This is a genomic window from Chitinophaga sp. RCC_12, assembly GCF_041360695.1.
GTDB lineage: Bacteria > Bacteroidota > Bacteroidia > Chitinophagales > Chitinophagaceae > Chitinophaga.
Genome location: NZ_JBFUPS010000007.1, coordinates 119,359 through 144,761, shown reverse-complemented (window position 1 = coordinate 144,761; position 25,403 = coordinate 119,359). Strand labels below are relative to the sequence as shown.

General features: G+C 49.0%; 20 protein-coding genes. 4 read left to right on the top strand and 16 right to left on the bottom strand.

All coding sequences use genetic code 11. From position 1 onward, the window contains the following. Nucleotides 1-3: 3 nt before the first annotated feature. From nuoK to AB6805_RS20705, 11 genes are all read right to left on the bottom strand, one after another. On the bottom strand, nucleotides 4-312 hold the full coding sequence (gene nuoK / locus AB6805_RS20755) for an NADH-quinone oxidoreductase subunit NuoK (RefSeq protein WP_079468113.1): 309 nt from the start codon (nucleotides 310-312) through the stop codon (nucleotides 4-6). Further along, nucleotides 309-839: an NADH-quinone oxidoreductase subunit J gene (gene nuoJ / locus AB6805_RS20750; RefSeq protein ID WP_370911354.1), complete on the bottom strand. Its 531-nt coding sequence runs from the start codon at nucleotides 837-839 to the stop codon at nucleotides 309-311. Before nuoJ ends, nuoK begins: the two co-directional genes overlap by 4 nt. Further along, nucleotides 836-1,351 (bottom strand): NADH-quinone oxidoreductase subunit NuoI, encoded by a 516-nt coding sequence (gene nuoI / locus AB6805_RS20745; protein WP_370911353.1) that lies wholly within the window; start codon nucleotides 1,349-1,351, stop codon nucleotides 836-838. Before nuoI ends, nuoJ begins: the two co-directional genes overlap by 4 nt. Nucleotides 1,352-1,361: 10 nt before the next feature. Beyond that, entirely contained in the window at nucleotides 1,362-2,312 is a 951-nt protein-coding gene (gene nuoH / locus AB6805_RS20740; protein ID WP_370911352.1) for an NADH-quinone oxidoreductase subunit NuoH, read from the bottom strand. Nucleotides 2,313-2,316: 4 nt separating this feature from the next. Further along, a complete protein-coding gene (gene nuoG, locus AB6805_RS20735) occupies nucleotides 2,317-5,010 on the bottom strand; it encodes an NADH-quinone oxidoreductase subunit NuoG (protein ID WP_370911351.1) in 2,694 nt (897 codons plus the stop codon). Next, complete coding sequence (gene nuoF, locus AB6805_RS20730) at nucleotides 4,991-6,271, bottom strand: NADH-quinone oxidoreductase subunit NuoF (protein WP_370911350.1); 1,281 nt, start codon at nucleotides 6,269-6,271, stop codon at nucleotides 4,991-4,993. The genes nuoG and nuoF overlap by 20 nt, the downstream gene beginning before the upstream one ends. A 2-nt stretch (nucleotides 6,272-6,273) precedes the next feature. Next, the gene (gene nuoE / locus AB6805_RS20725; RefSeq protein ID WP_370911349.1) at nucleotides 6,274-6,738 is read right to left on the bottom strand and encodes an NADH-quinone oxidoreductase subunit NuoE; all 465 of its coding nucleotides are present in this window, start codon (nucleotides 6,736-6,738) and stop codon (nucleotides 6,274-6,276) included. Nucleotides 6,739-6,749: 11 nt separating this feature from the next. Beyond that, a complete protein-coding gene (gene nuoC, locus AB6805_RS20720; protein WP_370911348.1) occupies nucleotides 6,750-8,495 on the bottom strand; it encodes an NADH-quinone oxidoreductase subunit C/D in 1,746 nt (581 codons plus the stop codon). Between the two features lie 88 nt (nucleotides 8,496-8,583). Beyond that, nucleotides 8,584-9,222 carry an NADH-quinone oxidoreductase subunit B gene (locus tag AB6805_RS20715; protein WP_370911347.1) on the bottom strand — a complete coding sequence of 213 codons (639 nt, stop codon included), beginning with the start codon at nucleotides 9,220-9,222 and terminating at the stop codon, nucleotides 8,584-8,586. Between the two features lie 45 nt (nucleotides 9,223-9,267). Next, complete coding sequence (locus AB6805_RS20710) at nucleotides 9,268-9,750, bottom strand: NADH-quinone oxidoreductase subunit A (RefSeq protein WP_370911346.1); 483 nt, start codon at nucleotides 9,748-9,750, stop codon at nucleotides 9,268-9,270. Nucleotides 9,751-10,003: 253 nt separating this feature from the next. Further along, the gene (locus AB6805_RS20705; RefSeq protein WP_079468123.1) at nucleotides 10,004-10,447 is read right to left on the bottom strand and encodes a CBS domain-containing protein; all 444 of its coding nucleotides are present in this window, start codon (nucleotides 10,445-10,447) and stop codon (nucleotides 10,004-10,006) included. Between the two features lie 664 nt (nucleotides 10,448-11,111). On the opposite strand from AB6805_RS20705, the gene AB6805_RS20700 reads away from it, so the two are divergent. The 4 genes from AB6805_RS20700 to AB6805_RS20685 all read left to right on the top strand — a co-directional run bounded on the left by AB6805_RS20700 (nucleotide 11,112) and on the right by AB6805_RS20685 (nucleotide 16,440). Next, the gene (locus AB6805_RS20700) at nucleotides 11,112-12,527 is read left to right on the top strand and encodes a sensor histidine kinase (protein ID WP_370911345.1); all 1,416 of its coding nucleotides are present in this window, start codon (nucleotides 11,112-11,114) and stop codon (nucleotides 12,525-12,527) included. After that, a complete protein-coding gene (locus tag AB6805_RS20695; RefSeq protein ID WP_370911344.1) occupies nucleotides 12,514-13,203 on the top strand; it encodes a response regulator transcription factor in 690 nt (229 codons plus the stop codon). The genes AB6805_RS20700 and AB6805_RS20695 overlap by 14 nt, the downstream gene beginning before the upstream one ends. An 81-nt stretch (nucleotides 13,204-13,284) precedes the next feature. Then, nucleotides 13,285-15,804, top strand: a complete 2,520-nt coding sequence (locus AB6805_RS20690; protein WP_370911343.1) for an outer membrane beta-barrel protein — start codon at nucleotides 13,285-13,287, stop codon at nucleotides 15,802-15,804. Between the two features lie 12 nt (nucleotides 15,805-15,816). Continuing rightward, on the top strand, nucleotides 15,817-16,440 hold the full coding sequence (locus AB6805_RS20685; RefSeq protein ID WP_370911342.1) for a GLPGLI family protein: 624 nt from the start codon (nucleotides 15,817-15,819) through the stop codon (nucleotides 16,438-16,440). Between the two features lie 54 nt (nucleotides 16,441-16,494). On the opposite strand, the gene AB6805_RS20680 is transcribed toward AB6805_RS20685, so the two are convergent. The 5 genes from AB6805_RS20680 to AB6805_RS20660 all read right to left on the bottom strand — a co-directional run bounded on the left by AB6805_RS20680 (nucleotide 16,495) and on the right by AB6805_RS20660 (nucleotide 25,394). Next, a complete protein-coding gene (locus tag AB6805_RS20680; RefSeq protein WP_370911341.1) occupies nucleotides 16,495-18,306 on the bottom strand; it encodes a beta-galactosidase family protein in 1,812 nt (603 codons plus the stop codon). A 62-nt stretch (nucleotides 18,307-18,368) separates the two neighbouring features. Then, nucleotides 18,369-19,205, bottom strand: a complete 837-nt coding sequence (locus tag AB6805_RS20675; protein WP_370911340.1) for an endonuclease/exonuclease/phosphatase family protein — start codon at nucleotides 19,203-19,205, stop codon at nucleotides 18,369-18,371. A 2-nt stretch (nucleotides 19,206-19,207) separates the two neighbouring features. Next, a complete protein-coding gene (locus AB6805_RS20670; protein WP_370911339.1) occupies nucleotides 19,208-20,173 on the bottom strand; it encodes a BT_3987 domain-containing protein in 966 nt (321 codons plus the stop codon). A gap of 29 nt (nucleotides 20,174-20,202) precedes the next feature. Continuing rightward, nucleotides 20,203-21,993 carry a RagB/SusD family nutrient uptake outer membrane protein gene (locus AB6805_RS20665; RefSeq protein ID WP_370911338.1) on the bottom strand — a complete coding sequence of 597 codons (1,791 nt, stop codon included), beginning with the start codon at nucleotides 21,991-21,993 and terminating at the stop codon, nucleotides 20,203-20,205. Between the two features lie 53 nt (nucleotides 21,994-22,046). Then, nucleotides 22,047-25,394, bottom strand: coding sequence for a SusC/RagA family TonB-linked outer membrane protein (locus AB6805_RS20660; RefSeq protein WP_370911337.1), 3,348 nt, complete (start codon nucleotides 25,392-25,394; stop codon nucleotides 22,047-22,049). Nucleotides 25,395-25,403: the final 9 nt, after the last annotated feature.

Here is a 25,403-nt window from a genome sequence, read left to right as displayed (position 1 = left end):
ATTTTATCCGTTCATTTTTGCTGCTTCGTCGCTGTCCAGTGTTTTGAGCTGATGATATAACTGTAAGATCAATGCCAGTCCTACCGATACTTCTGCCGCCGCCATCGCCAGGATGAAGATGAACATCACCTGTCCGTCTGCTGTACCCCAGTGGGAAGAAGCCACTACAAATGCCAGTCCTGCTGCGTTCAGCATTATTTCCACCGACAGCAACATAAAAATAATGTCGCGGCGAACCAGTATACTGATCAGCCCCAGCACAAATAAAACGCCGGCAAGCAGCATGCCCGCTGTGGTAGGATGTACTATCATGATTGATTATTTTCAAGGAACCGGTGCAATGTTTTCTCTTTCTGACGCCCTAAGTGGTAAGCCCCTACAATACCCGCCATCAGCAACATCCCCGTAAGCTCTACCGCCAGGATATAAGGCCCGAATAATGCAATGCCCACCTCCTTCGGATTCACAATCTGAATACCGGATACCGGCTGGCGGTTCTGTAGCACCAGGAAAACAAGCTCTCCAAGCAGGATGATACAAAGCAGCGATGGGAAAATCCAGATGCGTGGCTTCAGCCATAGCCGCTCCTGCGCGGCCGACTCTTTTCCCAGGTTCAGCATCATCACAAAAAAGATCAGCAATACCATAATGGCGCCCGCATACACAATCACTTCCAATGCCGCCATAAAGGGCGCGCCATAGAGATACAGCACCACAGCCACCGCCAGTAAAGACACTACGAGATATAACAAGGCATGCATAATATTATACCGGGTGATCACCATCACGGTAGATAACACTGCAATCAAGGCAGCAATATAAAATGCAGTTCCTATCATGGTATCAGGCTTTTAATATCTACCGGTGGTTCTTCGTGTTGCGCATCGCCTTTGTCTTTTCCACGAATGGCCATACCGGCTACATTGTAATAGTTATAACCAGGATACTTGCCTTCACTGTTAATGAGCAGATCCTCTTTTTCATATACCAGGTTCTGACGGTTATATTCTGCCATTTCAAAATCGGGCAATAACTGTATCGCGTAGGTAGGACAAGCCTCTTCGCAGAAGCCACAGAAAATACAGCGGGAGAAATTGATCCGGAAAAATTCCGGGTATCTTCTGCCCGATTCATCTTCCGTTGCCTGAAGGGAGATGCAGTCTACCGGGCAGGCCGCGGCACACAGGTAGCAACCTACACATCGTTCGCCTCCATCCGGATCGCGGGTTAACGCAATGCGGCCCCGCCATCGGGCCGGCAACGGCGCCCGCTGTTCCGGGTACTGAAAGGTTTCCCGCTTGTGGAACATATGCAGGAATATCAGCCACATACTTCTTACCAGACTAAACATGTTTTTTGTTTTAAGTATTTAACCACAGCTTAATGGCAGCTGTTACCATCAGGTTTAAAATCGATAACGGAAACAATACCTTCCATCCATACTCCATCAGCTGATCATACCGCGGCCGCGGCATAGATGCCCGGAACAAAATGAACAGCATAATAAAGGCAAACGTTTTTATCACAAACCATAATACCGGTGGTAGAAAAGCCGGTCCAAGCCAGCCGCCAAAATAAAGCGTTACCAGCATGCCGGAGATCAGCGTTACGCCCAGGTATTCACCGATGAAGAACATACCGAACTTCATCCCGGAATATTCTGAGTGGAAACCCGCTACCAGCTCGCTCTCCGCCTCCGGGATATCGAAAGGTAAACGGTGTGTTTCTGCTACGCCCGCCACCAGGAAAATGAGGAAGCCGATAAACTGCGGGATAATAAACCACACCTTCCGCTGGGCTTCCACTATTTCACCCAGATTAAAAGAGCCGCTCAGCACCACCACGCCCATCAGCGCCAATCCCATAAACACCTCATAACTGATCATCTGCGAAGCCCCGCGCATAGCACCCAGCAACGCGTATTTGTTATTGGAAGCCCAGCCGCCCAACACTACACTGTATACGCCCAATGAAGACATGGCCAGGAAAAACAACAGGCCGATGTTCAAATCTGCCACCACAATTCCTGGTGCAAAAGGTATCACTACAAAGCTCATGAGCACACTCAGCATCACTACACCGGGTGCAAATACAAACACTACTTTATCGGCAAATGGCGGAATCCAGTCTTCCTTAAAAAACAACTTGATAGTATCTGCCAGCACCACCAACAGTCCGAAGGGCCCTGCCCTGTTGGGACCGTAACGGTCCTGCCACAGTGCCAGCATCCGGCGCTCCACCCAAATGAGACCGGCCGCCGTATTTAACAGTGCAAAAAGCACCCCTCCTATTACCCACCAAATGTTTATCATAGCATTATACTTTTATCAGTTGCGGCGCCTCTGAAATCTGCATGCCTGGAAGGCCTACAGGTATTCCGGCAACGCCTTCCTGTAATGTATCGTTAATGATCACCGGTAACGTATAGTGGTGACCGTTATCCGTGAAATGCAGCAGGTATCCAGCGGTTACCTGCAACCGTTTTGCGTCTTCACTATGCAGCATAATGTAGGGAGCCGGAATACGTTCCGCAATACCCGGTGTATGCACACTCAATTCTTCTGATCCGAAAATATGATAGAGCGGTACCAATAACAGATGTTCTTTGAGTGGCAGAAAAGGCTCCGGTACTTCCGTATAAAAAGGCGTTTGCCCGTTCCCGTGAGGTTCAATCAATCTCTTGCCGGAGTTGCCGTCGTGCAGCGGTCCGCCTGTTTCCACCTGGAATTTGTTTACTGATTGCACAGAGTTCCATCCGGGCGACCAGAAGAAAGGAATCATGGAAGAAGGCGGCTCTCCCCGGTATCCTTCCATGGTAAAGGACAGCGCGGTATCTGTATCCTGTGGCGGACGGGGCTCGCTTACATCTACATTGGCCTGCATGGCGGTACGGCCGCTGAAGCGATGTGGTTCCCGCGGTACCTTCTGACCGGCAATCCGGAAATCAGCATGCGGCGCAAGATGATCTATACTTTCAAATTTTTCGTATGCGTGTGCAAGGTGACTCACTACTTCATCGAAGTGCTGCAAACCGGAGAGTGTAGCATGCCCGTTAATGCTGGCTATCTGCAACAGCCAGCGCCAGCTTTCCTGTACTGCCGAGTCGGGTGCAAACACCTGGAAGAAGCGCTGGGCGCGGCCTTCATTATTCACCAGCGTACCGTCCGATTCAGCAAAGGTGCCAGCCGGTAAAATGATGGTGGCTTTCTCCGCCGTTGGATTATAAAGATGATCCAGCAGGATCACATCTTTCACCTTTTCAAAAAACTGCTCTGCCCGGTGCTGGTTCAGCCGGCGGTACAGGTCATTTTCCAAAACGATCACGGTATCCACTTCGCTATTCAAGGCACGGTCTACCGCCGAATCCAGGCGGTGGCCACCCAGCATTTCAAGGCCTACGCTATTGCATTCCGGCACCGTGTAGGTAAGCATGGCGTCGATACCAAGATCCCGCAGGGACCAGGCCACATTGGCGGCGGCTTTGATGATGGCTTCACTGCCGCCGCCATAGCCTGCAATGATAAGCGGGTTCTTAGCGGTTTTCAGCACCGCTGCTATTTCTGCAGCAATGGCTTTTCCCTGCTCCGACATACCTTTTACTTCGGGCATTTTACTGCTCAGCAGGTGACTAACGCCAAAGCCTATACGGGCAATATTGTCCGGCGCCGTGTGATAAGCACCTTTTGCAAGTTCATCGAGTTTGGTTTCCTGGACATTTAAAATATAGAGGGGGCCTTTGCTGTCCTGTACGGCTTCCCGTACGGCGGCATCCTGCCACGCGGGCATGTGAATATGATTGATCACCTCCTCTACGGGGATACGGCGTACCGCCTGCCGCACCGACAGGGCCAGCATCGGCGCCGTATTGGTGACATCTTCACCGAGGATAAGCACCACATCTGCCGCTGCCGCTTCCTGCAGGGAGGCGCTACGCACCGGTCCCTGTTGCAGTATTTTGAGGGAAAGGGATACCAGGTCGTGATCTGCTGCTGACACACCCAGGTAGAAGTTTTCTTCCCCTACCAGTTCTTTCAGCACGGCATTGGATTCCAGGGAAGCTCTCGGCGATCCTATGCCGATGGTCTTCCCTGGTTTCATCCGTTGATGTACATGCTGCAACACCGGGATGCCATTGGCCTTATCTGCAGGGCCGTGATGCACCATCGGCGTTTTGATCCGTTGTCCGCTGTTCACAAATTCGTAGCCATAGCGGCCACGGTCGCAAAGGAAATAACCATTTACCGCGCCATTAAACCGGTTAGTGATTTGTCGCACGGCGCCATAACGCTCGCCGGCGATGATATTACAGCCCAGTCCGCAGCCCTGGCATACGGAAGCAGCAGAGGTCAGATCCCATTTACGGGTATAATGCTGCTTGAGGGTTTTATCCGTAAACACACCGGTAGGGCATATTTCGGCAAGATTGCCGCTAAACTCGCTTTCCAGTGTACCCTCTTCCTGCCGGCCAAAATATACATGGTTATGCGCGGCGAAAACATCCAGGTCCTTACCACCGGCAAAGTCTTTATAAAACCTCACGCAACGGTAGCACTGGATGCAACGGTTCATTTCATGATTCAGGAATGGTCCGAGATATTGGTTGTTGTAAGTTCGTTTTGTAAAATGGTAATCACGGTAAGAGTGGCCTGTCATCACCGTCATATCCTGCAAATGGCAGGAGCCGCCTTCATCACATACCGCGCAGTCGTGCGGGTGATTGGTCATCAGCCAGCCGATCACATGCTCCCGGAAGTTGCGGGCGTCGGTATCGTCAATGGATAAACGAAGCTGGTCTTTTACCGGCTCCATACACGACATAATGATCTTTCCCTTCTTATCATCTTCATCTTTAAACACCTTAACAGCGCATTGACGGCAGGCGCCTACCGCACCCAGGGCGGGGTGCCAGCAAAAGTAAGGAAGGTTCAAACCCAGCGACAGGCAAGCTTCAAGCAGGTTCTTTCCCTCCTTTACTTCGTAAGGTTTATTATCAATGTGTATGATCGGCATATGGACATTTTTTTTCTTTGATGTGTTGTTCAAAATCTTCCCGGAAATATTTCAGTGCACTTTGCAACGGTTCCATTGCACCGGGCGCCAGCGCGCAGAAAGTATTACCGGGGCCTAACAGCTTCGTATGCATTTCCAGTTGCTCCAGGTCTGCGTAAGTTCCTTGTCCCTGCTCCAGTGCGTATAGTATCTTCTCCGTCCAGGGCAGTCCTTCGCGGCAGGGCGTGCAGAAGCCACACGATTCCTGTGCGAAGAAGTGCTCCAGGTTATGTACAAACCCCACCGGGCAGGTGCGGTCGTCGAGTATCACCATAGTGCCGGTACCCAGGCGGCTTCCCGCGGCAGCTACTCCTGCGAAATCCATTTTCACATCGAGGTGGGCATCGGTTAAGAAATCAGTAGAAGCGCCACCAGGCAAGGCACCGCGAAAACGGAATCCCGCTTTCATGCCACCTGCATGTTCCTCCAGTAATTCCCGCATAGTAACGCCCATAGGTAGTTCCCAGGCACCGGGCTTATTTACTTTTCCACTTACACCGTATATTTTCGTACCCCCGTCGGCGGTATAACTCAGTGATTTGAACCAGTCGCCCCCCTTGCTGATGATATGCGGTATATAAGACAACGTTTCCACGTTGTTTACAATCGTTGGTTTACCAAACAATCCGCTTACCTGTGGAAAGGGCGGTTTGGCGCGGGGTATAGCGCGTTTCCCTTCCAGCGAATTGAGCAATGCAGTTTCCTCTCCGCACATATATCTACCTACGCCGGTATGCAATTGCATTTCCAGGCTGTAATTTTTACCGAGTATATTTTTACCGAGATATCCCGCGGCATAGGCATCCGCAATTGCCTGGTTCATGATCCGCGCGGCTTCTTTATATGCCCAGCGCATAAATACAAAACCTTGTGTGGCCTGGATAGCATAAGCGGAAATAATCATTCCTTCGAGCAACTGGTGCGGGTTCCCTTCCAGCAGCCAGCGGTCTTTGAAGGTGCCGGGTTCCATTTCATCGGCGTTACAGATCAGGTAACGCGGACCGGTTACTTCCGCGGGAACAAAACTCCACTTCATACCAGTGCTGAAACCTGCGCCGCCACGACCTTTGAGGTTGGCGTCTTTCACCCTGCCTGTTACTTCCGCCGGGGTGAGCTCCTGCAACACTTTGCGTAATGCGGCATAGCCGCCCACTGCTTCATACTCCTTCAGGTGAAGAGGCGCTCCGGAAGCGGGTATATGTTGTGTGAGCGGTTTTTCCATCTTTATAAATATTGATCCAGTATTTGTGAAAGGGAAGCTGTTGTAAGATCCCTGTACAGGTCGTTGTCTATCATCATTGCCGGCGCATGGTCGCAGGTACCAAGACAAGCGTTAGGCAGCAGTGTAAAGCGTTCATCCGGTGTGGTTTGTCCGTACTTAATCTGCAGCAGTTCCATCAGTTGTTGTTTAATCTCCGTATAGCCCATCACGTAGCAGCTGATACTATCGCATAACAGGATCACGTGCCTGCCTACCGGCCGCCGGAAGATGAGGTTGTAGAAAGTAGCTACGCTGTCTACTTCAGCGGTGCTCATTTCCAGTATAGCGGCAATGTCTGCCACGCTTTCATCAGATACCCAGCGGCGTTGCCCCTGTACAATTTTCAATGCTTCAATACAGGCGGCTTTTTTTACCGGCACCTGCTGCATTTCATGTGTGATCTGTTCTATTTCAATAGCAGAAAGCATATGTTGTTGTATTATCTGTCAATATCTGCGAGTACGTAATCCATTCCTCCGAGTATCGATAACAGATCGGCCACGGTATATCCGCGGCTGATCAACGGAATCATCTGCATGTGCGGGAAAGAAGGCGTTCGTACCCTGGTGCGGTAAGAGGCGGTGTTGCCATCGCTGATCAGGTAATAACTGTTCCATCCTTTGGTGGCTTCCGTGCAAACAGCAGCCTCCCCGGCGGGTATTACCGGTCCCCAGCTTACGTTGAGGAAGTGATGGATAAGCGTTTCAATATCCTGCATGGTGCGTGCTTTTACAGGAGGGGTAGCCAGCGGGTGGTGCGACTTGTAATCGCCGGACGGCATGTAAGCCACGCATTGTTCAATAATGCGGAGGCTCTGTCGCATTTCTTCCACCCGTACTACCGCGCGGTCGTAACAATCTCCGTTGTGTGCGACCGGGACCTCGAAAGCAAAATTCTCATAACCACCATATGGCCGCTTCTTGCGCATATCCCACTCCAGGCCGCAGGCGCGGAGTCCGGGGCCGGTTACGCCCCATTCAATGGCTTCTTCCAGTGTATAGATGCCGATACCTTTGGTACGGGCTTTAAAGAGATAATTTTTCATGACCATGCTGTCGTACTCTTTCAGCTGTTTGGGGAAATAGCTGATAAAGTTTTTCACCAGCGGCTCCCAGCCGTTGGGCAGATCCTGGGCTACACCGCCAATACGGAACCAATTGGGATGCATACGGCCGCCGCAAATGGCTTCAATGATTTCGAAGATGCGTTCACGGTCGGTGAACATATAGAACACGGGCGATAGCTGTCCCAGGTCCTGTGCAAAGGTACCGTACCATACGAGGTGACTGGCAATGCGGAACAGTTCGCAGAGCATAATACGGATCACCTGCGCACGCAGCGGCACATCAATGCCGCCCAGCTGCTCCACCGATAACAGGTAAGCGAGGTTATTATTTACGCCGCCGAGATAGTCGATACGATCTGTGTAAGGAATGTAGGTATGCCAGGACTGCCGTTCTCCCATCTTTTCCGCGCCACGGTGATGGAACCCGATATCGGGTACGGCGTCCACAATATCTTCGCCGTTGAGCTGGAGGATGATACGCAACACGCCGTGGGTACCCGGGTGTTGCGGACCGATGTTGAGGAACATAAAGTCAGCGTCTTCGCTATGGCTTTTTAAGCCCCATTCTTCGGGTTTAAACCGCAGGGCCTCCTGCTCCCTGTCCTGCTTCTCGTCATAGAGCTTAAAGGGCCCCATTTCAGTAGCGCGTGCCGGGTGCTCCTTCCGGAGCGGATGCCCCTCCCAGGTGGAAGGCATGAGGATGCGTTTGAGTAAGGGGTGACCATTGAACCGGATGCCGAACATATCGTATACCTCGCGTTCGTACCAGTTGGCGGCCGTCCAGATGGGGGTGATGCTTTCCAGCGTTGGGTATTCGCCGTGCAGACCGGCTTTTATTCGCAGGAATTCGTTTCTGTCGAAGGAAAAAAGTGTGTAAACAACGGTAAAGTCATAGGGTTTATGCCCGTTCTGTTGCCGTTTATACGCACGCTCATCAATGGCCGTGAGGTCATAGAGCATGCGATAAGGCATTTGTATTTCAGATTTGAGAAACTGTAGTACGGCCACAATATGCTCCTGTGGCGTCCAGAAGGTGGGCGTCCCATCCCGTGTAACCTGAGGTTCGAAGGTGATATCACCAAAACGGGAGCTTAATTCCGCTGCAATGCGCTCTGGCATGGCGTATTAAGTTTAGATGGGGGTAAGATAAAATTGTGGTCTTTTTCCGGTTTAATCTTTCATATATCCATTGATGTTAGTAAGTATTTTATATTTCATCGGGTGTTTTAAAATTTGTCATTTGTTGCCGTTTCTCACGGAGGGTGTCTTTCATGGAAATCTTTTCCGGCCTGATGACGCCCTGTTCGCCGATCACCCAGCTGAGTGGCCGTTTCTCTTTACCAACGCTGTCGCGCAGCATAACGAGTCCCGACATAAATGCGTCCGGGCGTGGGGGACAACCGGGTACGTAAACATCTACAGGCAGGAATTTATCTACTCCCTGTACTACGCTGTAGATGTCGTACATACCGCCGGAATTAGCACAGGAGCCCATGGATATTACCCAGCGGGGCTCCATCATCTGCTCATACAAACGTTGAATGACGGGCGCCATTTTTATAAATACGGTGCCTGCGATGATCATGACGTCTGCTTCGCGGGGAGTACCTCTGATTACTTCCGCACCAAACCGGGCCATATCATACTTAGGGGTCATAGCGGTAGCCATTTCTACAAAACAACAGGAAAGGCCGAAATGGAAGGGCCATAGCGAATTTTTCCGTCCCCATGCCAGCAGGCTTTCCACGGAAGTGAGCATTACACTTTGCTGTATCACTTCTTCCATAGAAGTATTGCCGGATATCTTACCCGTTACATCATTTGCGTTGGTCAGCCACCATTTCATATAAAAGTTGATTTACCTTGAAGTCATAAAATCAACATGCTGTTGCTACGTCAGTGCCTGTGGTGTTGGAGTCTTAATGTCCGTGTAACCATTAACGTGAGCGGAGGTTTTCTTCCGCATTTTCTTATATGCGCGTAAAATCTTTTTCCCATCGGGCCCGAAGTCCAATGCGCCGTTACGCCATTCGTAAATAAGTACAGCCAGTAATATGAAGATAAAAACGGCAACGCCGAGGAAGCCGGTCCAGCCAACTTCTTCATAGGCAATTGCCCAGGATATGATTAATACTGTTTCAATGTCGAAAATAACGAAGAGCATCGCTACCAGGTAGAACTGGGAAGGGAACCGTAATCGTGCAGAGCCGGTGGAGATGATGCCGGACTCATAGGCCTCTCCGGTGGCGCGGTCTTTATGCCGCTGCCCCAGTACATAAGAGAGCCCCAGTATGATACTGATAAGTATCACAACGATAGCACCATATGCTAAAAACGGCCAGATAGGGGTGATGTCAGAAACAGCGCTTTTCAAAGTGTTCGCCCTCCCGAGCGATTTACTTAAAAGTCCGTCATGCCTGTCTATCAGTTAAAACCAGTAGTATGCTTTCCAATCTACTGAACATGTCTATTATTGGTAATGCTAGTCTGTAAACCGCCAAATCAAGAGGGAAGACCGGATATGGATCCGGTTTCATAACGTTTCAAGTGCTGCTATACGGTAAAGACTATATGAAACTGAAGTTACAAAAAATACAATGATAAAACAAAAGATTAAAATGCGCTACTCAGGTATGCGTACCCGTAATATAGCATTCGAGACTGGTAATGATATGCTGTTGGTCGTCAATAATAAACTTTACCACGTCACCAATAGATATCAAACCCATCAGCCTGTTCTGCTGGTCAACTACCGGGAGGTGACGGATCCTTTTATCTGTCATCAATCCCATACAATCTTCAATGGAATCATCTTCGGTAACCGTAATTGGGCGTTCCGTCATGATTTCCCGGATCAGGGTTTCCTTTGATGCACGCCCCTTCAGGATAACCCGGCGGGCGTAATCACGTTCGGAGAAAATTCCCATAAAATGTTCGTCTTCATCAACTACTGTCAATGCTCCCACGTTGTGATCCACAAGGAGTTGAAGCGCTTCAAAAACAGTGTTGTCGGGATTTATGGAGTATACTGCATGACCCTTTACCTGCAGGATATTACGTACCTTTCCCATGGCAAGATATTTAGAATAGTAAATAAATGAAAAACCACCATTTCTAAGTTACCAATTTTCATTGTTAAAAGCAAGGCAGTGAAAATAAATCGTTTGTGTAAATTGTACACAAAGCTTCATGCGGAGGTTGTCTTACTCAGGATTAAACTTATTTCACTGATACGCTGATTTGATCATTTTGGATTTTTAAAGATTTGGGGAGATTAAAGCGGATATACTCGCTTATATCTCCAAAATCTTTTAAAAAAATAATCAGTTAAATCAGCGTAATCCTGAGTAAGACAAAATCCGCGTTCTTCGCTTATATCTCCCCGAATCCTTTAAAATCCAAAGTGATCAAATCAGCGTAATCAGTGAAATAAGTTTAATCCTGAGTAAGACAAAATCCACGTTTTCGCTTATATCTCCCCGAATCCTTTAAAATCCAAAGTGATCAAATCAGCGTAATCAGCGAAATAAGTTTAATCCTGAGAAAGACAACCTCCGCGTTCTTCGCTTATATCTCCCCGAATCCCTTAAAATCCAAAGTGATCAAATCAGCGTAATCAGTGAAATAAGTTTAATCCTGAGTAAGACAACCTCCGCGTAAGACAACCGCCGCGTTTGTTAATGATTGTTAAAAAAAACGGGATATAAATACGCGGCCATTTATATTTGCCCCGGTATGAAACTTTCGGTTAAAAGTATTGGTCAGCTGGCAGTGCCCGCCGCCACCGTAGCATTGCTCTTTCAGTTGTACTGGCTGAGACAAACCTGGCTTACTGCCCGGCAGTCGTTCCGTGCTACTGCGACGGAGTGCCTGCAAAAGGCCTACGACGCAGCCATGATGAGCAACCTGGGTCACATAGGCCGTACCAACGACTCCCTTCAACAAATGAATATATCGTCTTCCATTAACTTTGAAGAACTGGAAGATGATGAAAATGAAACTGTGGAGCAGGCCGCCAAACGCGACAGCATGATCAATACACTCGCCGCCCGGCTGCATCTCGACACCGGTAAATCCCACAGCATACCGGTACCCAATGTGGAATATGCTCAGATGTCCAATATTCTTTCACGCATGTTTTCATCTTTTGGCTTACAGCTGGTGCATATCGACAGCCTTCAGCACGAATACCGGTTGTTACTGCATGAAAAAAATATTGATCTGCCGTTCCGAGTGTACACCGATTCTACCCTGACCGCGGTAAAGAGTAATCCACAGCTGCTGCTCATTCATCCCGCGTTGAATACCCAAACCAATACCATCGGCGTACTGTTTTCCGGCGAAACCATTTATCTCCTGCAACAAATATTCCCGGCTATCATCGTTTCTTTCTTTATAGGACTGCTAATCATAGGCTGCATATGGACACTCTGGCGCATCATCGTAAAACAAAAGAAACTGGAGCAAATGAAACAGGACTTTATCAGTCACGTTACCCACGAACTGAAAACACCGGTAGCCGTACTACAGGCCACAAACGAAGCGCTGCTCAACTTCGGTGGCAGCAATAGCCCGGAAATGACAACACGGTATCTCCATCTCAATAAAACAGAACTCGACAAACTCCAGGGACTCATCGATCAGATCATGACCATCACCCGGCTGGAACAACAACTGCATCAGCGGCAAACAACCGCCATGCCGTTGGAAGAGAGCCTCAGCAGCATTATTCAGCGATTCGCCTACCAGGACAATGTGCATGTTCAAATAGATAACCAATCAGGACACAACAGTATAGAAACCGATAAACAGGCGTTTGAAATCATCTTCAGCAACCTGCTCGATAACGCCATTAAATACAACAACAAACCACAGAAGCTGATTACATTGACAATAAAAGATAACAGGGACCGTATCCTTATTACGGTAGCCGATAACGGCGAAGGCATTTCCAACAGCCATCTGCCCTTTATCTTTGATAAATTTTATCGTGTTACCAGTGGTGATACACAGGATACGAAAGGCCACGGACTTGGGCTCAGTCACGTTAAAGCACTGGCACAGCAACTCCAGGCCACCGTTGAAGTGAACAGCACTCCCGGCACAGGCACTACGTTCACCCTTCAATTTCCGCGCTATGCAAAAAATTAAACTACTGCTGGTAGAAGATGAACCTACCCTGGCAGGCGTAGTGAAGGAAACGCTGGAGCTAAACGGATTTCACATTATGCATGCGGCAAATGGCCAGCAGGGCTGGGACGCCTATCTTTCCTTCCGGCCCCACGCCTGCGTGGTGGATATCATGATGCCCAAAAAAGATGGCATCTCCCTCGTAAAAGATATCCGTAACGTAGACGAACACACGCCGATCATCTTTCTTACTGCCAAAAGCGAAACCTCCGACGTATTACGCGGACTGCAAAGCGGGGCCGACGACTATATCAAGAAACCCTTTAGCATGGAGGAACTGATTCTCCGCGTTAAAACACTCATCAAACGCGCGCATAGCAACCCTTCCCTCAATGCCCCCAAAGGTATTTACCGCATCGGCCAATATGTTTTTGATCATAACCGCCAGGAACTGAAACATGAAACTGCCACCATCCGGCTCTCCCTACGGGAAGCAGATATGCTGCGCATGCTGGCAGAACGTCCTAACACCACCACCCACCGGAAAAGCATGCTGCTGGAATTATGGGGCGATGATAATTTTTTCAACGCCCGCAATATGGATGTATACATCAGCAAACTCCGGAGATACCTGCAACACGACGCCACCGTGCAACTTATCAATGTAAGAGGACAGGGATATAAGCTCGTCTTTTAACAATCATTCACACTATACTCAGGTTTGTTAACGGTTACGTGTACACGATGATCCTACTTTCGTATCGTTCAATTACAAACGATGATACAAAAAGCAGCGATCCTTTTTTGTACCCTGCTGGCAGCGGCTGTCAGCAGCCATGCACAGGCCACCAAACAACTGAAGGAAGTAGTTATAAAAGGTAAAGCAGACATCCGCGCGAAAGGAGATACCCTGGAATATGATGCCGCGCGCTACAAAACAAAAGACAATGCTGTAGTGGAAGAACTGCTGCGTAAGTTGCCCGGTGTCCGGGTAGACCGCGCCGGCAACATCATCGCCCAGGGGGAAACTGTACTAAAAGTATTGGTAGACGGAAAAGAATTCTTTGGCAACGACCCCGCCATTGCCACCCGCAATCTCCCGGCCGACATGGTTGCCAAAATCCAGGTGCTGGATAAAAAAAGCGACCAGGCCGCCTTTACCGGTATCGACGATGGTAACAGCACCAAAACCATCAACATCGTTACCAAAAAGGAAATGAAAAAAGGATACTTTGGCAATGCATCAGCGGGCGGTGGCACCCATGAGCGCTATGAAGCCGGGGTGAACGTTAACAGCTTCGCCGGCGATAAACAGCTCTCCGTTTTATTCAAAGCCAACAACGTGAATAAGTCGGGATTCAGCGCAGGCGAACTGCTTCGCCTCGCCGGCAGCAACCCCGAAATATTTGACCAGCTTCCCTCCTATGCAATGGCCGAAATCCTCAAAATGAAAGGCGTACAGGCAACAGCAGACAACCCGGAGGAGCTGGCGCAGCTCTCTAATCCCACGGGATTAAACAATATCCAATACGGCGGCGTGAACTTTAACAACGACTTCAGCAATAACACCGCCCTGCGCAGCAGCTATTTCTATAACCGGTTCGCATCACGAAATAATTATGATAACCACCGGTTTTATCAACTCCCCGACACCAGCTATCACTACTACCAGCAAGGCTATCAAACAGATATCAATAACAACCATCGCATAAATGCCAGCATCGATATACCTGTAAATGCACACAACAGTATTAAGATCTCCCCGGTATTCAACAGCATACGGTCTTCCGGTGTCAACCAACTCTCCTATCGCTCCCTGAATGAAGCGCAAACACAATTGCTGAACAACGGTACCCAATACCATGAAAGCAATGCCAGCAGCTGGCAGTCGGCCACCGATATTCTTTTCCGGCATAAATTCCGGCAAGAACGGCACACCTTATCACTCACCGTAACTCCCGCCTGGCTGGAAAACAATAACCAGGTGCGAAATATCTCCCGCAATAATATCTATAACATTAAAATACCCCGCACAGATACTATTAATCAACAGCTCCGGATACAGGGCCGCGGCTTTTCGATAAACAATCAATTCGTATATACCATGCCGTTATCACGCACACACACGTTGCTGATCAGTGAAAATTTCTTCTACAGCAACACCCGGCAACAACAAACCGCGTTCAGCTTTGAGCCGGTGCAACAACAATACACATTGCCGGATGAGCGCTACCACGACGACTTCTCCACGACCAACACCCGCAGCACACCCACTGTGGCCATGTCTGCAAAGTATAAGCGTTTCAGTTACACCGCGGAAGCAGCCCTGCAAACCAACTGGCAGCAAAGTAATTCGCAGGTACAGCACTACCAGGTCAGTAACACCTATCATAACCTGCTGCCCCGTATCAACGCCCGGTACCAGTTTTCGCCGGCACGCAAAATCAGCTTCGATTACCAGACCAGTGTTCAGCTGCCTGCCATTTCGCAGCTACAGTCCCTTCCCGATATCAGCGACCCGATGTATGTGCGGCAGGGCAACCCTGGACTGAAACCGGCTATAAGACGCAGCATACGCGCATCTTATCTTTTCACAAACGCGGATAACGACAGTTATACCAATATTATGGCCAATGGCAGCATAGTGGCCCGCCAGTTTACTGACTATGCCGTTACAGACAGCAGCGGCAAACAACTGATCACCACTATTAATGCTAACGGGTACGCCAACACGAACGTATCGTTCCAGCACTTCTTTAAAACAGACGACGAAGGATCGGGTATCACCTATGGCCTGCAGCTGGCTTACAATGCCTATCCATCGCTATTCAACAGCATGCAACGCAACAACCGGCAATACAGCGTGGCCCCCGATATCAGCTTTAATTACTATCCCGCGGCATTCCTGAATATTTCAGCACACCTCAACACTGCGTGGAACAACACTACTATGCTTCAAAAACCTTACTGGTTGTTTAACTACGATTTGTCCGCTATTGCCACGCTTCCCTGGAACATGCAGGCAGAGAGCGAGTGGACAGGTTACACCACCTCCGGCCTCAGTAACAACTATAACACCACCGCCCTGTTATGGAATGCTTCCCTCAGCAAAAACATAGGCAAAAAGTATACACTGAAAGTAGCCGCCACCGATTTGCTGCGGCAAAACAAAAATGTGATGCGGATGGTGCGGGGCGGATATACGGAAGATCAGCGGAACAACGTGCTGGGGCAGTATTTCATGGCAAGCCTTGTTTACCAGCTCCGCTCTTTCAAAAAAAGTAATTCATCTCACTAAATATATATTATCATGAAAACAACCTCCATCTTAACATTTGTATTACTGGCCGCCGTGTACATACCTGCAGCTGCGCAGGACAGAAGCAGCGGAAAAATAAGCTATACGCTTACCATGAACCTGCACGCTAACCTGAAGCCGGAACAAATGCAATACAAAGACATGATTCCCGAAACTGCCACCCAGGACGCGTCATTGTGGTTTAACAAACAGCGCTTCAAAACATTCTATAATGCTAGCCAGAAAAAGGAAGGAGACGAGGTGGAAGTAAACGTAAACATTCAATCTGATAACGGCGATGAATTGTATGTGGATCTGGACAGTAAAAAACAATGGGCAAAGAAAAACGGCAAACTGAAGGAAGCACCGTTAGACATACGTAAAGGCGAAAGCATTGTCACCGGCGCAACAAAGGAAATCCTCGGTTATCACTGCCAGCAGCTTATCCTCGTTAATAAAAAAGATTCCACCACAATATGGTACACCACTGCCCTGCCGTTACATGCAGGCAGTCCTATTGGTATGTTCACCGACAAAGGCGTGGTACTGGAAATGCAGCACAAGAAAATGAGTTTCGTGGCTACCGCGATTGAATTTACGCCCATCAGGGACGAAGAGTTAGCCATCAGCCGTTAAACAAAAAAACGCAGCGGGAGATGATCCCGCTGCGTTTCCTTCTCAAAAAAAATATTACAAACTCACTACTCCCTTTACCGGTGCAGCTGTTTCCTGGTGCAAATCAAACACTACAATTTCATTGGCGCCTTTCTTCAGCCACGGAGCAGGACAGTACAGGTTTTTCTGTGGTCCTATTTCCCAGTAGCGGCCAAGATTGTGACCGTTTACCCAAACAATTCCTTTCTTATATCCCGACATATCGATGTAGGTATCACCGGTTTTATCCAGGTTAAAAGTGGCTTTAAAAAACTGGCCGGGTTTAGCAGCGTTACCGGAAGAAGCGCTCAGTTCCTGTACGAATTTTTCCGTCATTGGCAGGCTGTATACTTCCCAGTTCATCAGTGTCATACCGTTCAGGACTACACGATCTGTGATCCCTTTACGGTCAATCAGCGCTTCTGCAAAGTTGATGCGGCCCATGCCCTCTACCAGGATTTCCAGTACGGGATCCTTCACATCGCTTACCGGCAGGTCAATTGTTTTCTCCCCAAGCCGGCGGTCAATTTTCCCGATGTACTTGCCATTGAGAAACACGGTCGCATAGTCATGCAGGTCTTTTACACTCAGCTTGCCGCTCTTATGCCCTATCAGCGTGGTTTTATACACCATAAAGCCATAGTCCTGCCCATATGCTTCAAATGGCTTTGGCTGCGGGGATTTAACCGGCTGCGGTAAATGATCCCATACCGAAGTGAATGGGGTAAGATTAAATGCAGGAATTGTAATGGCCGGAACAGGCTTTGGTATGGCAGGTAATTTTTTGCCCTTCGGGAGATAGGAACCGATCAGCTGACGCAATGCCTGGTATTTAGGCGTCGCGTTTCCCTGCTCATTGATAGGCGCGTCATAGTCGTAGCTGGTTACATCGGGTTCATAGCCCTTTCCACCGGAATTTGCGCCGGCAGTATAGCCGAAGTTGGTGCCGCCATGAATCACATACAGGTTGAATGAACGTTTGGTATCCATCAGGAATTTCACTTCCTTTGAAATGCCGTCTATGCCCGGCCGTTGCCATTGTTCGCCCCAGTGGGTTAACCAACCCGGGTAAGATTCGCTGCTGAAGGCGGGTACATTGGGGTTCTGTTTTTTGGCGGCGGCGAAATCAGCTTCCGATCCGCCGGAGTCCAGTCCGATGGCTGCGCCTTCCACGCCTCCTGCTTCCAGCATGTAGGCAGTAGCGCCATCAGCAGTATAGAATGGAACATTGATGCCATTCTTTACCCACATTTCTTTCAGCGTATTTAAATATTCTTTATCGTTGCCGTAACTGCCGTATTCATTTTCAATCTGCACCATTACTACCGGTCCGCCGTTGGTGACCAGCAACGGCTTTATTTCTGCCGCCAAACGGTCTACGTAGGTGGATACCGCGGCTATATAGCGCGGATCCATACAGCGCACCTTTATATCCGGCGTTTGCAGTAGGTAAGGAGGCAAACCACCAAATTCCCATTCCGCACACACATACGGGCCGGGGCGCAGTAATACCCACATGCCTTCTTCCTGGGCTATTTTAATAAATTCCGCAATGTTGTGGTTACCGGTACTGAAATCAAACTGGCCTTTCACCGGTTCGTGATAGTTCCAGAACACATATGCCGCAATGGTATTACAACCCATTGCCTTCGCCATCTGAATGCGGTGACGCCAGTATTCATGTGGTATACGGGCCGGGTGCATCTCTCCGCTGATCATCTGGAAGGGTTTACCATCCAGCATAAAATCAGTTTTACTTAATGCAAAAGAATGTTTGTTTTGCGCCTGCACTGCCTGCCCCATCCAACAGGATAGCGCCAGCATGCCGCTAAGGATTACTTTTTTCATTGTTCAAATAAGTTGCAGATAAGCGTTCAAAATACGCCAAAAATCTTTGATTGGAAAGATTTTTATTGTACGCTGATATCCGCTACTATGGGCCGGTGGTCTGATACATAGGCTTTCAGTGTATCGTCATAACCGCCGATATTATTATACCGGGTTACCGAGAAGCGGTTTACCGGGGTGGTCATGATGTAATCAATGGTGCGATCCGGCTTATCTGAAGGAAAAGTAAGCGGGCATTGCTGGAGGCAGCCAAGGTTCATGAAACTCCGTATAATGCCTATGGTCTGCGATGCAGGGATCGCATTAAAATCCCCGCCAAGTATCAATGGCTTCCCCAGTTCCGTTACTATCTTTTTTAATTCTGCCGCCTGTAATAAACGGCTGTCTTCCTGCGCGAGGTGGTCGAGGTGAGTGGACGCAAAATAAAATTCCCGGTCATCTTTTTTCACCCGGATCATGGCCATTGTCCGGAACTCGCCACCGATATCCGGGGCCACCGGCAAGGCATAGCGTTTTCGTTCAAGAATGGGTAAGCGCGAAAGCACGGCATCGCCATACTCCCCTCCGGTTACATCCATTGCCTTCGTGAAGTACCAGTCCATTCCCGTCAGCTTTGCCAGTTCTGCTGCCTGGTGAACGTTCACACCGGTACGGCGGGTATACACATCTACCTCCTGCAACGCCACCAGGTCCGGCTTTTCCTGGTTGATCACTTTGGCCAGGGCCTCCAGGTTGGCCGGCGGACCGGAAGAAGCCCGGGCGCCGTAAATGTTATAAGTCATCACTATTACCATTGTTTTCGGACGCGCCGGTTCTTCCGGTGAAGTATTTGCTGTTTCCCGCTTGCCACAGGACAACAGGCAGCTGGCTAAACCTATCAACCAAAATATGTTTCTCATCATCAGAAGGCGTTGATCTCCGCAATATGCGTCAGGTAGATATCTCCCTGGCTGGTGTTCACCGTCAGTTTCACAAACCTGGCCTGCTGCGCATACGCCAGGTAAACGGTGCTTACTTTATCATTAGCCAGTGTGAATGATTCAGTATAATTCCAGGTGGCGCCATCGCGGCTCAACTCCACGATAATATTTTTGGGGTTGCCGGTAGCCTTTACCTCCCCGGTATTTTTATCTGTCCGCCCGGTAATACTGATACCGTGTATCTTTTGTTCCACCTGTGTATCAATGGTAATATAATGCGGAGGGCCGGGCTTCGACGCTTTCCACCGGGTGCTCCAGAAGGTGGCAGTATCGCCATCCAGCGAGTGGATAGCGTGGCCGTTGGTGGCCCCTTCGCCGGTGGTTTCCTCCGATGAGAAGCCCGTAATATTCCAGTTGCTGCGATCCAGCATAGGAAACGGATTGGCAGCATAACGCCCGCTGATCAGGAAGTAAGCAGTGCGTAGCTTTTCATTTACTTTCATGCTGGTTTCAATAGTCACAGGCAACAGGTAGCTGCCTACGCCATCCAGTTTATCCATATGCACTACCAGGTTTAACGGCGCCGTGCTGAATCTTCCTGCCGGGATTACAGCGGAAGACTGTTCCAGCTCATAGCTTCCCTCGGGTAATACCGGGTAACTGGTAAAGTTGTTAGTGTTGAAATGATCTGTCAGCGAGGCATCTACTTTGAATTTTACATTTATGTCAGATGCCGGTGAATGCGGCCCGCCATAACAGGCGCCATAAACAATACTGTCGCCCTTTCCGGATATTTCAAATGAATACACCGCAGGAGCAATAACTGCCTGTGGCATGTACACAACAGCGGTGCTGTCGGATATATTTTCCAGTTCAGCACTGTTGTTCCGGCAACTGCTCCAGGCGGTGGCCGCAGCAAGCGATAATATCAATAATTTTATCTTCATTTTTCTACAATTAATCATCAGGAAATAATTTACCAGCCGGGGTTTTGTACCAGCTTTCTGTCGCGGTCTATTTCCGATTGAGGAATAGGGAACAGGTAATAATTCTTCAGGAAAACCCTCCGCTCAAATATGGTTCTTTGATAAAAAACCTGGTCGGTAAGTTTGGTGCCTGCATCTACGTTCATGCCGTAGAAGTTTCCGCCATCGGTTTGTTCGGCAATCTTCCAGCGGCGGGTATCGAAGTAACGGAGGCTTTCCAATGCCAGTTCCACTCTCCTTTCATGCCTGATCTTTGCGCGCATGGCGGCCTGGCCCAGCCCACCCGCAACATCAGGTACGCCGGCCCTGTTACGGATTTCGTTCAGGTATTTGAGGATATCGGGGTTACCAGGCTCGTACTCGTTCAATGCTTCGATATAGTTCAGTAATATTTCCGCATAACGAATCAGTATAAACGGCCTGGCCACATACTGGGTGATCCTGGGATTACTGTCGGGATGCACGTTTTTCCGGGCGATGTAACCGGTACGCGGAAAGTCCCACGATCCTTTCTTACCGGTATTGCCGGTGAAGAAAGTTTCAATCACTTTATTGCCTTCACTTTTATTGATCCAGAGACTTCCATTGTAACTAACATTTACATAAAACCGGGGTTCCCTGTTTACATACATGTTGTAGGTACCGGCAGTGGTATATTTGGTAGCGGTGGAAGAAAAACCGGTTTCTTTATAACCCGATCCGGATTCATAGATCCCTTTTCCATTTTCCATTTCGAATTCATCTACCAGTTGCTGCGTAACAGCCACCGCAGCGTATCCGCTGGCTAAACGCGGCGTTACGGAACGTTCCCAGTCTTTCAGCCCGTTAGAAGTCCTGGTGAAAATCACTTCCGAATTCCAGGGATCCAGGAATACATCGCGGGTAGAGAGGTATGGATCGAAGTTTCCGCTGGTATCATTCTTACGGTACAGGGAAAAACTGAAACCGGTCATTACCTCTTTGGCTGCATCGGCGGCACGTTTCCATTTCTCCCGATCATATTGCGCGCTTACCAGCTGTTTGCCATCCAGGTTGCGGAAGCCGGCGTAGTCGGGGTTACCGTTGAACTGCGGACTTGCCGCCAGTAACAGCACCCTGCTTTTAAAAGCCTTGCATGCGGCCTGTGTGGCGCGGCCATAATCATTTTCGCCCTGTGCGGTAAAATGTTTGGGGAGTTTCTGCGCGGCGAGGTCCAGCTCCGATACAATGTAGTTAACGCATTCGTCGTACGAATTCCGTGGCTTCTGCATCTCTTCATCGGTAGGCACCAGGTCACCGGCGATCGGGATATCGCCCAGGATAATAGCGGGGCCATACTGACGGATAATACCGTAATAAAAGAACGCCCGCAGGAAACGCGCCTCGGCTTTATACTGGTCAATGAGATCCTGTCCGTTAGGCAGCGCCAGTATCTCTTTATTCCCATCAATATGCTGCATAAAATAAGTAGCCGAACGGATCCCCTGGTAGAATTTAGTCCAGTTGTTCATGTAGTCGGATGCTGCACTCCAGTTACCCAGGTTCATGGGATAGGTGTTATAACCGGAGCCGGGCCGGTCGTACGTAATATCTGCATCGTCTGAACATCCTTCCCAGGCGCAGGTATTGCGGTAGGCTTCATTGGGGATGGTAACATAGATGTTAGCGAGGTATTCTTCAGAATATCTTCTTCTGTTAAATACCTGCTCAATGGTGATACGGTCGCTGGGAACCTGGTCAAGGAAGTTACTGTTACAGGAAGCCGTTAGCAAAGAAACGCCGACCAGTAAAATGTGAACCATCTTTTTTATTTTCATCCGGAGAGAATTATAATGTTTAGGAATGATCGTTGTTATCAGAAGTTGACGGCAACGCCGGCAGAATATGATTTGGTACTTGAATAAGAGGCGCCTCTTCCATTGCCTACTTCCACATCCCAGAGCTTGAACGGTGAGAAAGTGAGGATGTTTACCCCTTGCAGGAAGATGTTGGCGGATTTAAATTTCGCGCGTTTCATCCAGGCAGCGGGCAGGTTATAACTTAGCTGTAAAGTCTTTAACCGGATATAGTCGCTGTTCTTTATCCACCAGGTACTGGCGGCATAGTTATCATTCAGTGAACCTGCCATCAGGCGGGGATAAAAAACATCCTGGCGTGGATTTTCTTCGGTCCACCGGTCGTTGATATTGCTGAATAAATTTCCGCGGCTCAGTCCCTGCTGGAATGGCATGGTGCCTTCACCGTTCAGCAGTACATCCACATGAGCGGCGCCCTGGAAAAGGGCCGACAGCCCAAACGCTTTGTAGCCGAGTGTAAAACCGAAGCCATATACCATTTCAGGAACATCGCCATATCCGATGGGCGCCTGATCATAGGAATCGATCACGCCGTCGCCGTTGATGTCTTTGTATTTAATATCGCCGGCACGCACATCGCCTGTTTGCCTGGGTGAGTTCTGTACTTCCTTATCGCTTTCAAAAAGTCCGAGCGCGATGTACCCGAATCGTTGTCCTACGCGCAGCCCTTTGCGGTCCAGCCAGGGATACTTCCAGCTGGGGTCATCATTCTCCACTACTTTATTCCTGTTATAAGTAAAATTGCCTAACAGCTGCAGGGTGAAGTCGCCGAAACGGCGGTTATAGGTGACCGATGCATCTATTCCTTTGTTATCAATAATACCCACATTACCAAACGGTGCGTTGATCATCCCTATATAACCCGGTAACGATTTCCGGCGCAGGAAAATGCCGCTGCGGTATTCCCGGAAAAGATCCACCTGCAACGTGAGATTATCATGCAGTAGCCCGATATCAAAGCCCAGGTTAGTTTTGCGGGAGGTTTCCCATTGTACATCCACGGCATATTCACCGATTTCCTTACCGGTAAATTTCTGGTTGATGTTCTTTCCAAAATAATAATCGCTGGTATTAGCTACGGTTGCCAGGTAGGCAAATCTTCTGCCGTCGATGTTACTATTGCCTACGATACCATGCGAAAAGCGGATCTTAAAAAGTGATACTGTATTTTTAATACCGGAGAAGAAATTCTCTTCAGATACTACCCAGCCCAGGCCTGCGGAAGGAAAAAGGCCATAACGCTGATCGGGGTAAAAGTTTTCCGATCCGTTATATCCAAAATTTACTTCTGCAAAATACCGGTTGCGGAAACCGTAGGTGAAACGCCCTGCCAGTCCCTGGAACCGGTAAGGCAATGATGTTTCCAGGTCGGCCGCATAGGTATTGGCTTTGTCGCTGCGGTTGTAGAGCAACATACCGGATACATCGTGCTTACCAAAACTCCTGTTATAGTTGAGTCCAAATTCAGAATAGAAGGTGCGTTCGCCCTGGTTACTTTTTGTATACTGGAGAAACTCTGTACCAATGGCCACCTGGTCAAACACCAGGTTACCATCGGCATCGCGGCCGGTGGCCAGCCAGGTGTCCGGTATTTTCGTATAGCGGTTGCTGGTATAGTTATAGGCGTCGAATGAAAACATACCCGTTACAGATAAGCCCTTGGTGAGGAAAGGCAGCTCCTGCGTGAGGCGCAGATTAGAGTATACCTGGCTTCTCCACTGGTTGGCATAACCGCCCTGGGTAAGACTTGCCCAGGGATTGGACAAACCGCCTGAACGCACGTCCGCCACTTTACCGTCCGGGTAACGCGTTGGAATCTGCACCGGCGTCATAAAATATGCATCCGTAAAAATATCGGATACACCTGTAGTTGGCAGGTTTACATTACTCAGGTAACCTTGTATGCCTAGTTTAACAGTGGTAGTGGCGGAAGGCTTCAGGGTGATATTGGAAGTAACGTTATACCGTTTCAGGAAAATAGAGGAATTGTATTTGGTGAGTTCATCTGTTTTATACATTCCGAGCTCATCGTAGTAACCAAGACCGATATAGTATACCGCTTTTTCTGAACCGCCGCTGATATTGGCGTTCGCATTCCGTACTTTTCCATTGTTGCGGAACAGTTCTTTAAACCAATCCACATTAGGATACAGGTAAGGATCACTGCCATCGGCGGTTTTCCGGATAGCCTCGTCAGAATACACCGGCGCGCTGCCACGGGTGGTCAGCGCTTCGTTTGATAATTTCATATAGGTAGGACCGTCGGCAAACGAAGGTAATTTCGTAAACTGGGTGATGCCTTCTGTATAACGCAGGTTATAGGCAGGCTTACCCGGCTTACCTCCTTTGGTGGTGATCAGGATAACGCCGTTGGCGCCGCGCACGCCGTATACTGCAGTGGCAGAAGCATCTTTGAGTACAGAAAAACTTTCAATGTCTTCAGGGTCTACATTGGAAATACTCCTGGGCACACCGTCCACCAATGTGAGTGGTGCGCTAAAGCCCTGTGTAAAAGTGGAGATGCCGCGGATGTAAATATTGGCATCGTTGTAACCCAGTTCCCCGCTGCGTTGTACAGATACCATTCCGGCTACGCGGCCACCGAGCGACTGTGTAAGGTTGGATACCGGCTGCTTCAGTTCTTTGGGAGTGATAGTAGCCTGGGCACCTACCAGGCTGATTTTTTTCTGCTCACCAAAACCCACTACCACTACTTCTTCCAGCGCGGAAGACGCTTCCTCCAACACTACGTCTATTTTGCTTTTGCGTTGTACCGGGATTTCCTGTTTACGGAATCCCATCAAACTAAACACCAGCACCGCATTATCATCTACTGACAAAATAAATTTTCCGTTGCCGTCGGTACCGGTGCCCAGGCGGGTGCCTTTAATGGCAACGGTTACGCCTACCATCGGCTGCCCCGTAGAATCCACCACTACACCGGTGATTTCCCTTTTGCCTACTGGAGAAAGATTAATGACAGGAGGTACTTCTTTTGTAGCTACTGAAATATTCTGACCGGAAGTTCTGAACTGCAAACCCGTACGGCCTTCCAGGTCCTGTAACAGTTTGGCAACCGCCATATTTTTATAGTTCACGGTTAACTTCTTTCCAAAAGCTTCCAGTGATTTATCGTACAGGAAACGGAAAGTGGTTTGTTTTTCAATGGCGCGAAAGAGGGTGGTCACCGTGGCATCTTTCAGCTGGATGGTGACTGTTTTTGTTTTGGGGTCCTGTTCCTGTGCGTGTAGCGGCGCCATATAAACAGCTGCCGCCAGGAATGAGCACAGAACGACCCTCACGGCCTTTTTAAGGCCGCGTGAAGCGGATAATAAAATTAGGATCATACGTTAGGT

Excerpts from the sequence above, each read along its gene's own strand:
- nuoK (WP_079468113.1), bottom strand. The coding sequence starts at position 312 with ATGATAGTACATCCTACCACAGCGGGCATGCTGCTTGCCGGCGTTTTA.
- nuoJ (WP_370911354.1), bottom strand. The coding sequence starts at position 839 with ATGATAGGAACTGCATTTTATATTGCTGCCTTGATTGCAGTGTTATCT.
- nuoI (WP_370911353.1), bottom strand. The coding sequence starts at position 1,351 with ATGTTTAGTCTGGTAAGAAGTATGTGGCTGATATTCCTGCATATGTTC.
- nuoH (WP_370911352.1), bottom strand. The coding sequence starts at position 2,312 with ATGATAAACATTTGGTGGGTAATAGGAGGGGTGCTTTTTGCACTGTTA.
- nuoG (WP_370911351.1), bottom strand. The coding sequence starts at position 5,010 with ATGCCGATCATACACATTGATAATAAACCTTACGAAGTAAAGGAGGGA.
- nuoF (WP_370911350.1), bottom strand. The coding sequence starts at position 6,271 with ATGGAAAAACCGCTCACACAACATATACCCGCTTCCGGAGCGCCTCTT.
- nuoE (WP_370911349.1), bottom strand. The coding sequence starts at position 6,738 with ATGCTTTCTGCTATTGAAATAGAACAGATCACACATGAAATGCAGCAG.
- nuoC (WP_370911348.1), bottom strand. The coding sequence starts at position 8,495 with ATGCCAGAGCGCATTGCAGCGGAATTAAGCTCCCGTTTTGGTGATATC.
- AB6805_RS20715 (WP_370911347.1), bottom strand. The coding sequence starts at position 9,222 with ATGAAATGGTGGCTGACCAACGCAAATGATGTAACGGGTAAGATATCC.
- AB6805_RS20705 (WP_079468123.1), bottom strand. The coding sequence starts at position 10,447 with ATGGGAAAGGTACGTAATATCCTGCAGGTAAAGGGTCATGCAGTATAC.
- AB6805_RS20700 (WP_370911345.1), top strand. The coding sequence starts at position 11,112 with ATGAAACTTTCGGTTAAAAGTATTGGTCAGCTGGCAGTGCCCGCCGCC.
- AB6805_RS20695 (WP_370911344.1), top strand. The coding sequence starts at position 12,514 with ATGCAAAAAATTAAACTACTGCTGGTAGAAGATGAACCTACCCTGGCA.
- AB6805_RS20690 (WP_370911343.1), top strand. The coding sequence starts at position 13,285 with ATGATACAAAAAGCAGCGATCCTTTTTTGTACCCTGCTGGCAGCGGCT.
- AB6805_RS20685 (WP_370911342.1), top strand. The coding sequence starts at position 15,817 with ATGAAAACAACCTCCATCTTAACATTTGTATTACTGGCCGCCGTGTAC.
- AB6805_RS20680 (WP_370911341.1), bottom strand. The coding sequence starts at position 18,306 with ATGAAAAAAGTAATCCTTAGCGGCATGCTGGCGCTATCCTGTTGGATG.
- AB6805_RS20675 (WP_370911340.1), bottom strand. The coding sequence starts at position 19,205 with ATGAGAAACATATTTTGGTTGATAGGTTTAGCCAGCTGCCTGTTGTCC.
- AB6805_RS20670 (WP_370911339.1), bottom strand. The coding sequence starts at position 20,173 with ATGAAGATAAAATTATTGATATTATCGCTTGCTGCGGCCACCGCCTGG.
- AB6805_RS20665 (WP_370911338.1), bottom strand. The coding sequence starts at position 21,993 with ATGGTTCACATTTTACTGGTCGGCGTTTCTTTGCTAACGGCTTCCTGT.
- AB6805_RS20660 (WP_370911337.1), bottom strand. The coding sequence starts at position 25,394 with ATGATCCTAATTTTATTATCCGCTTCACGCGGCCTTAAAAAGGCCGTG.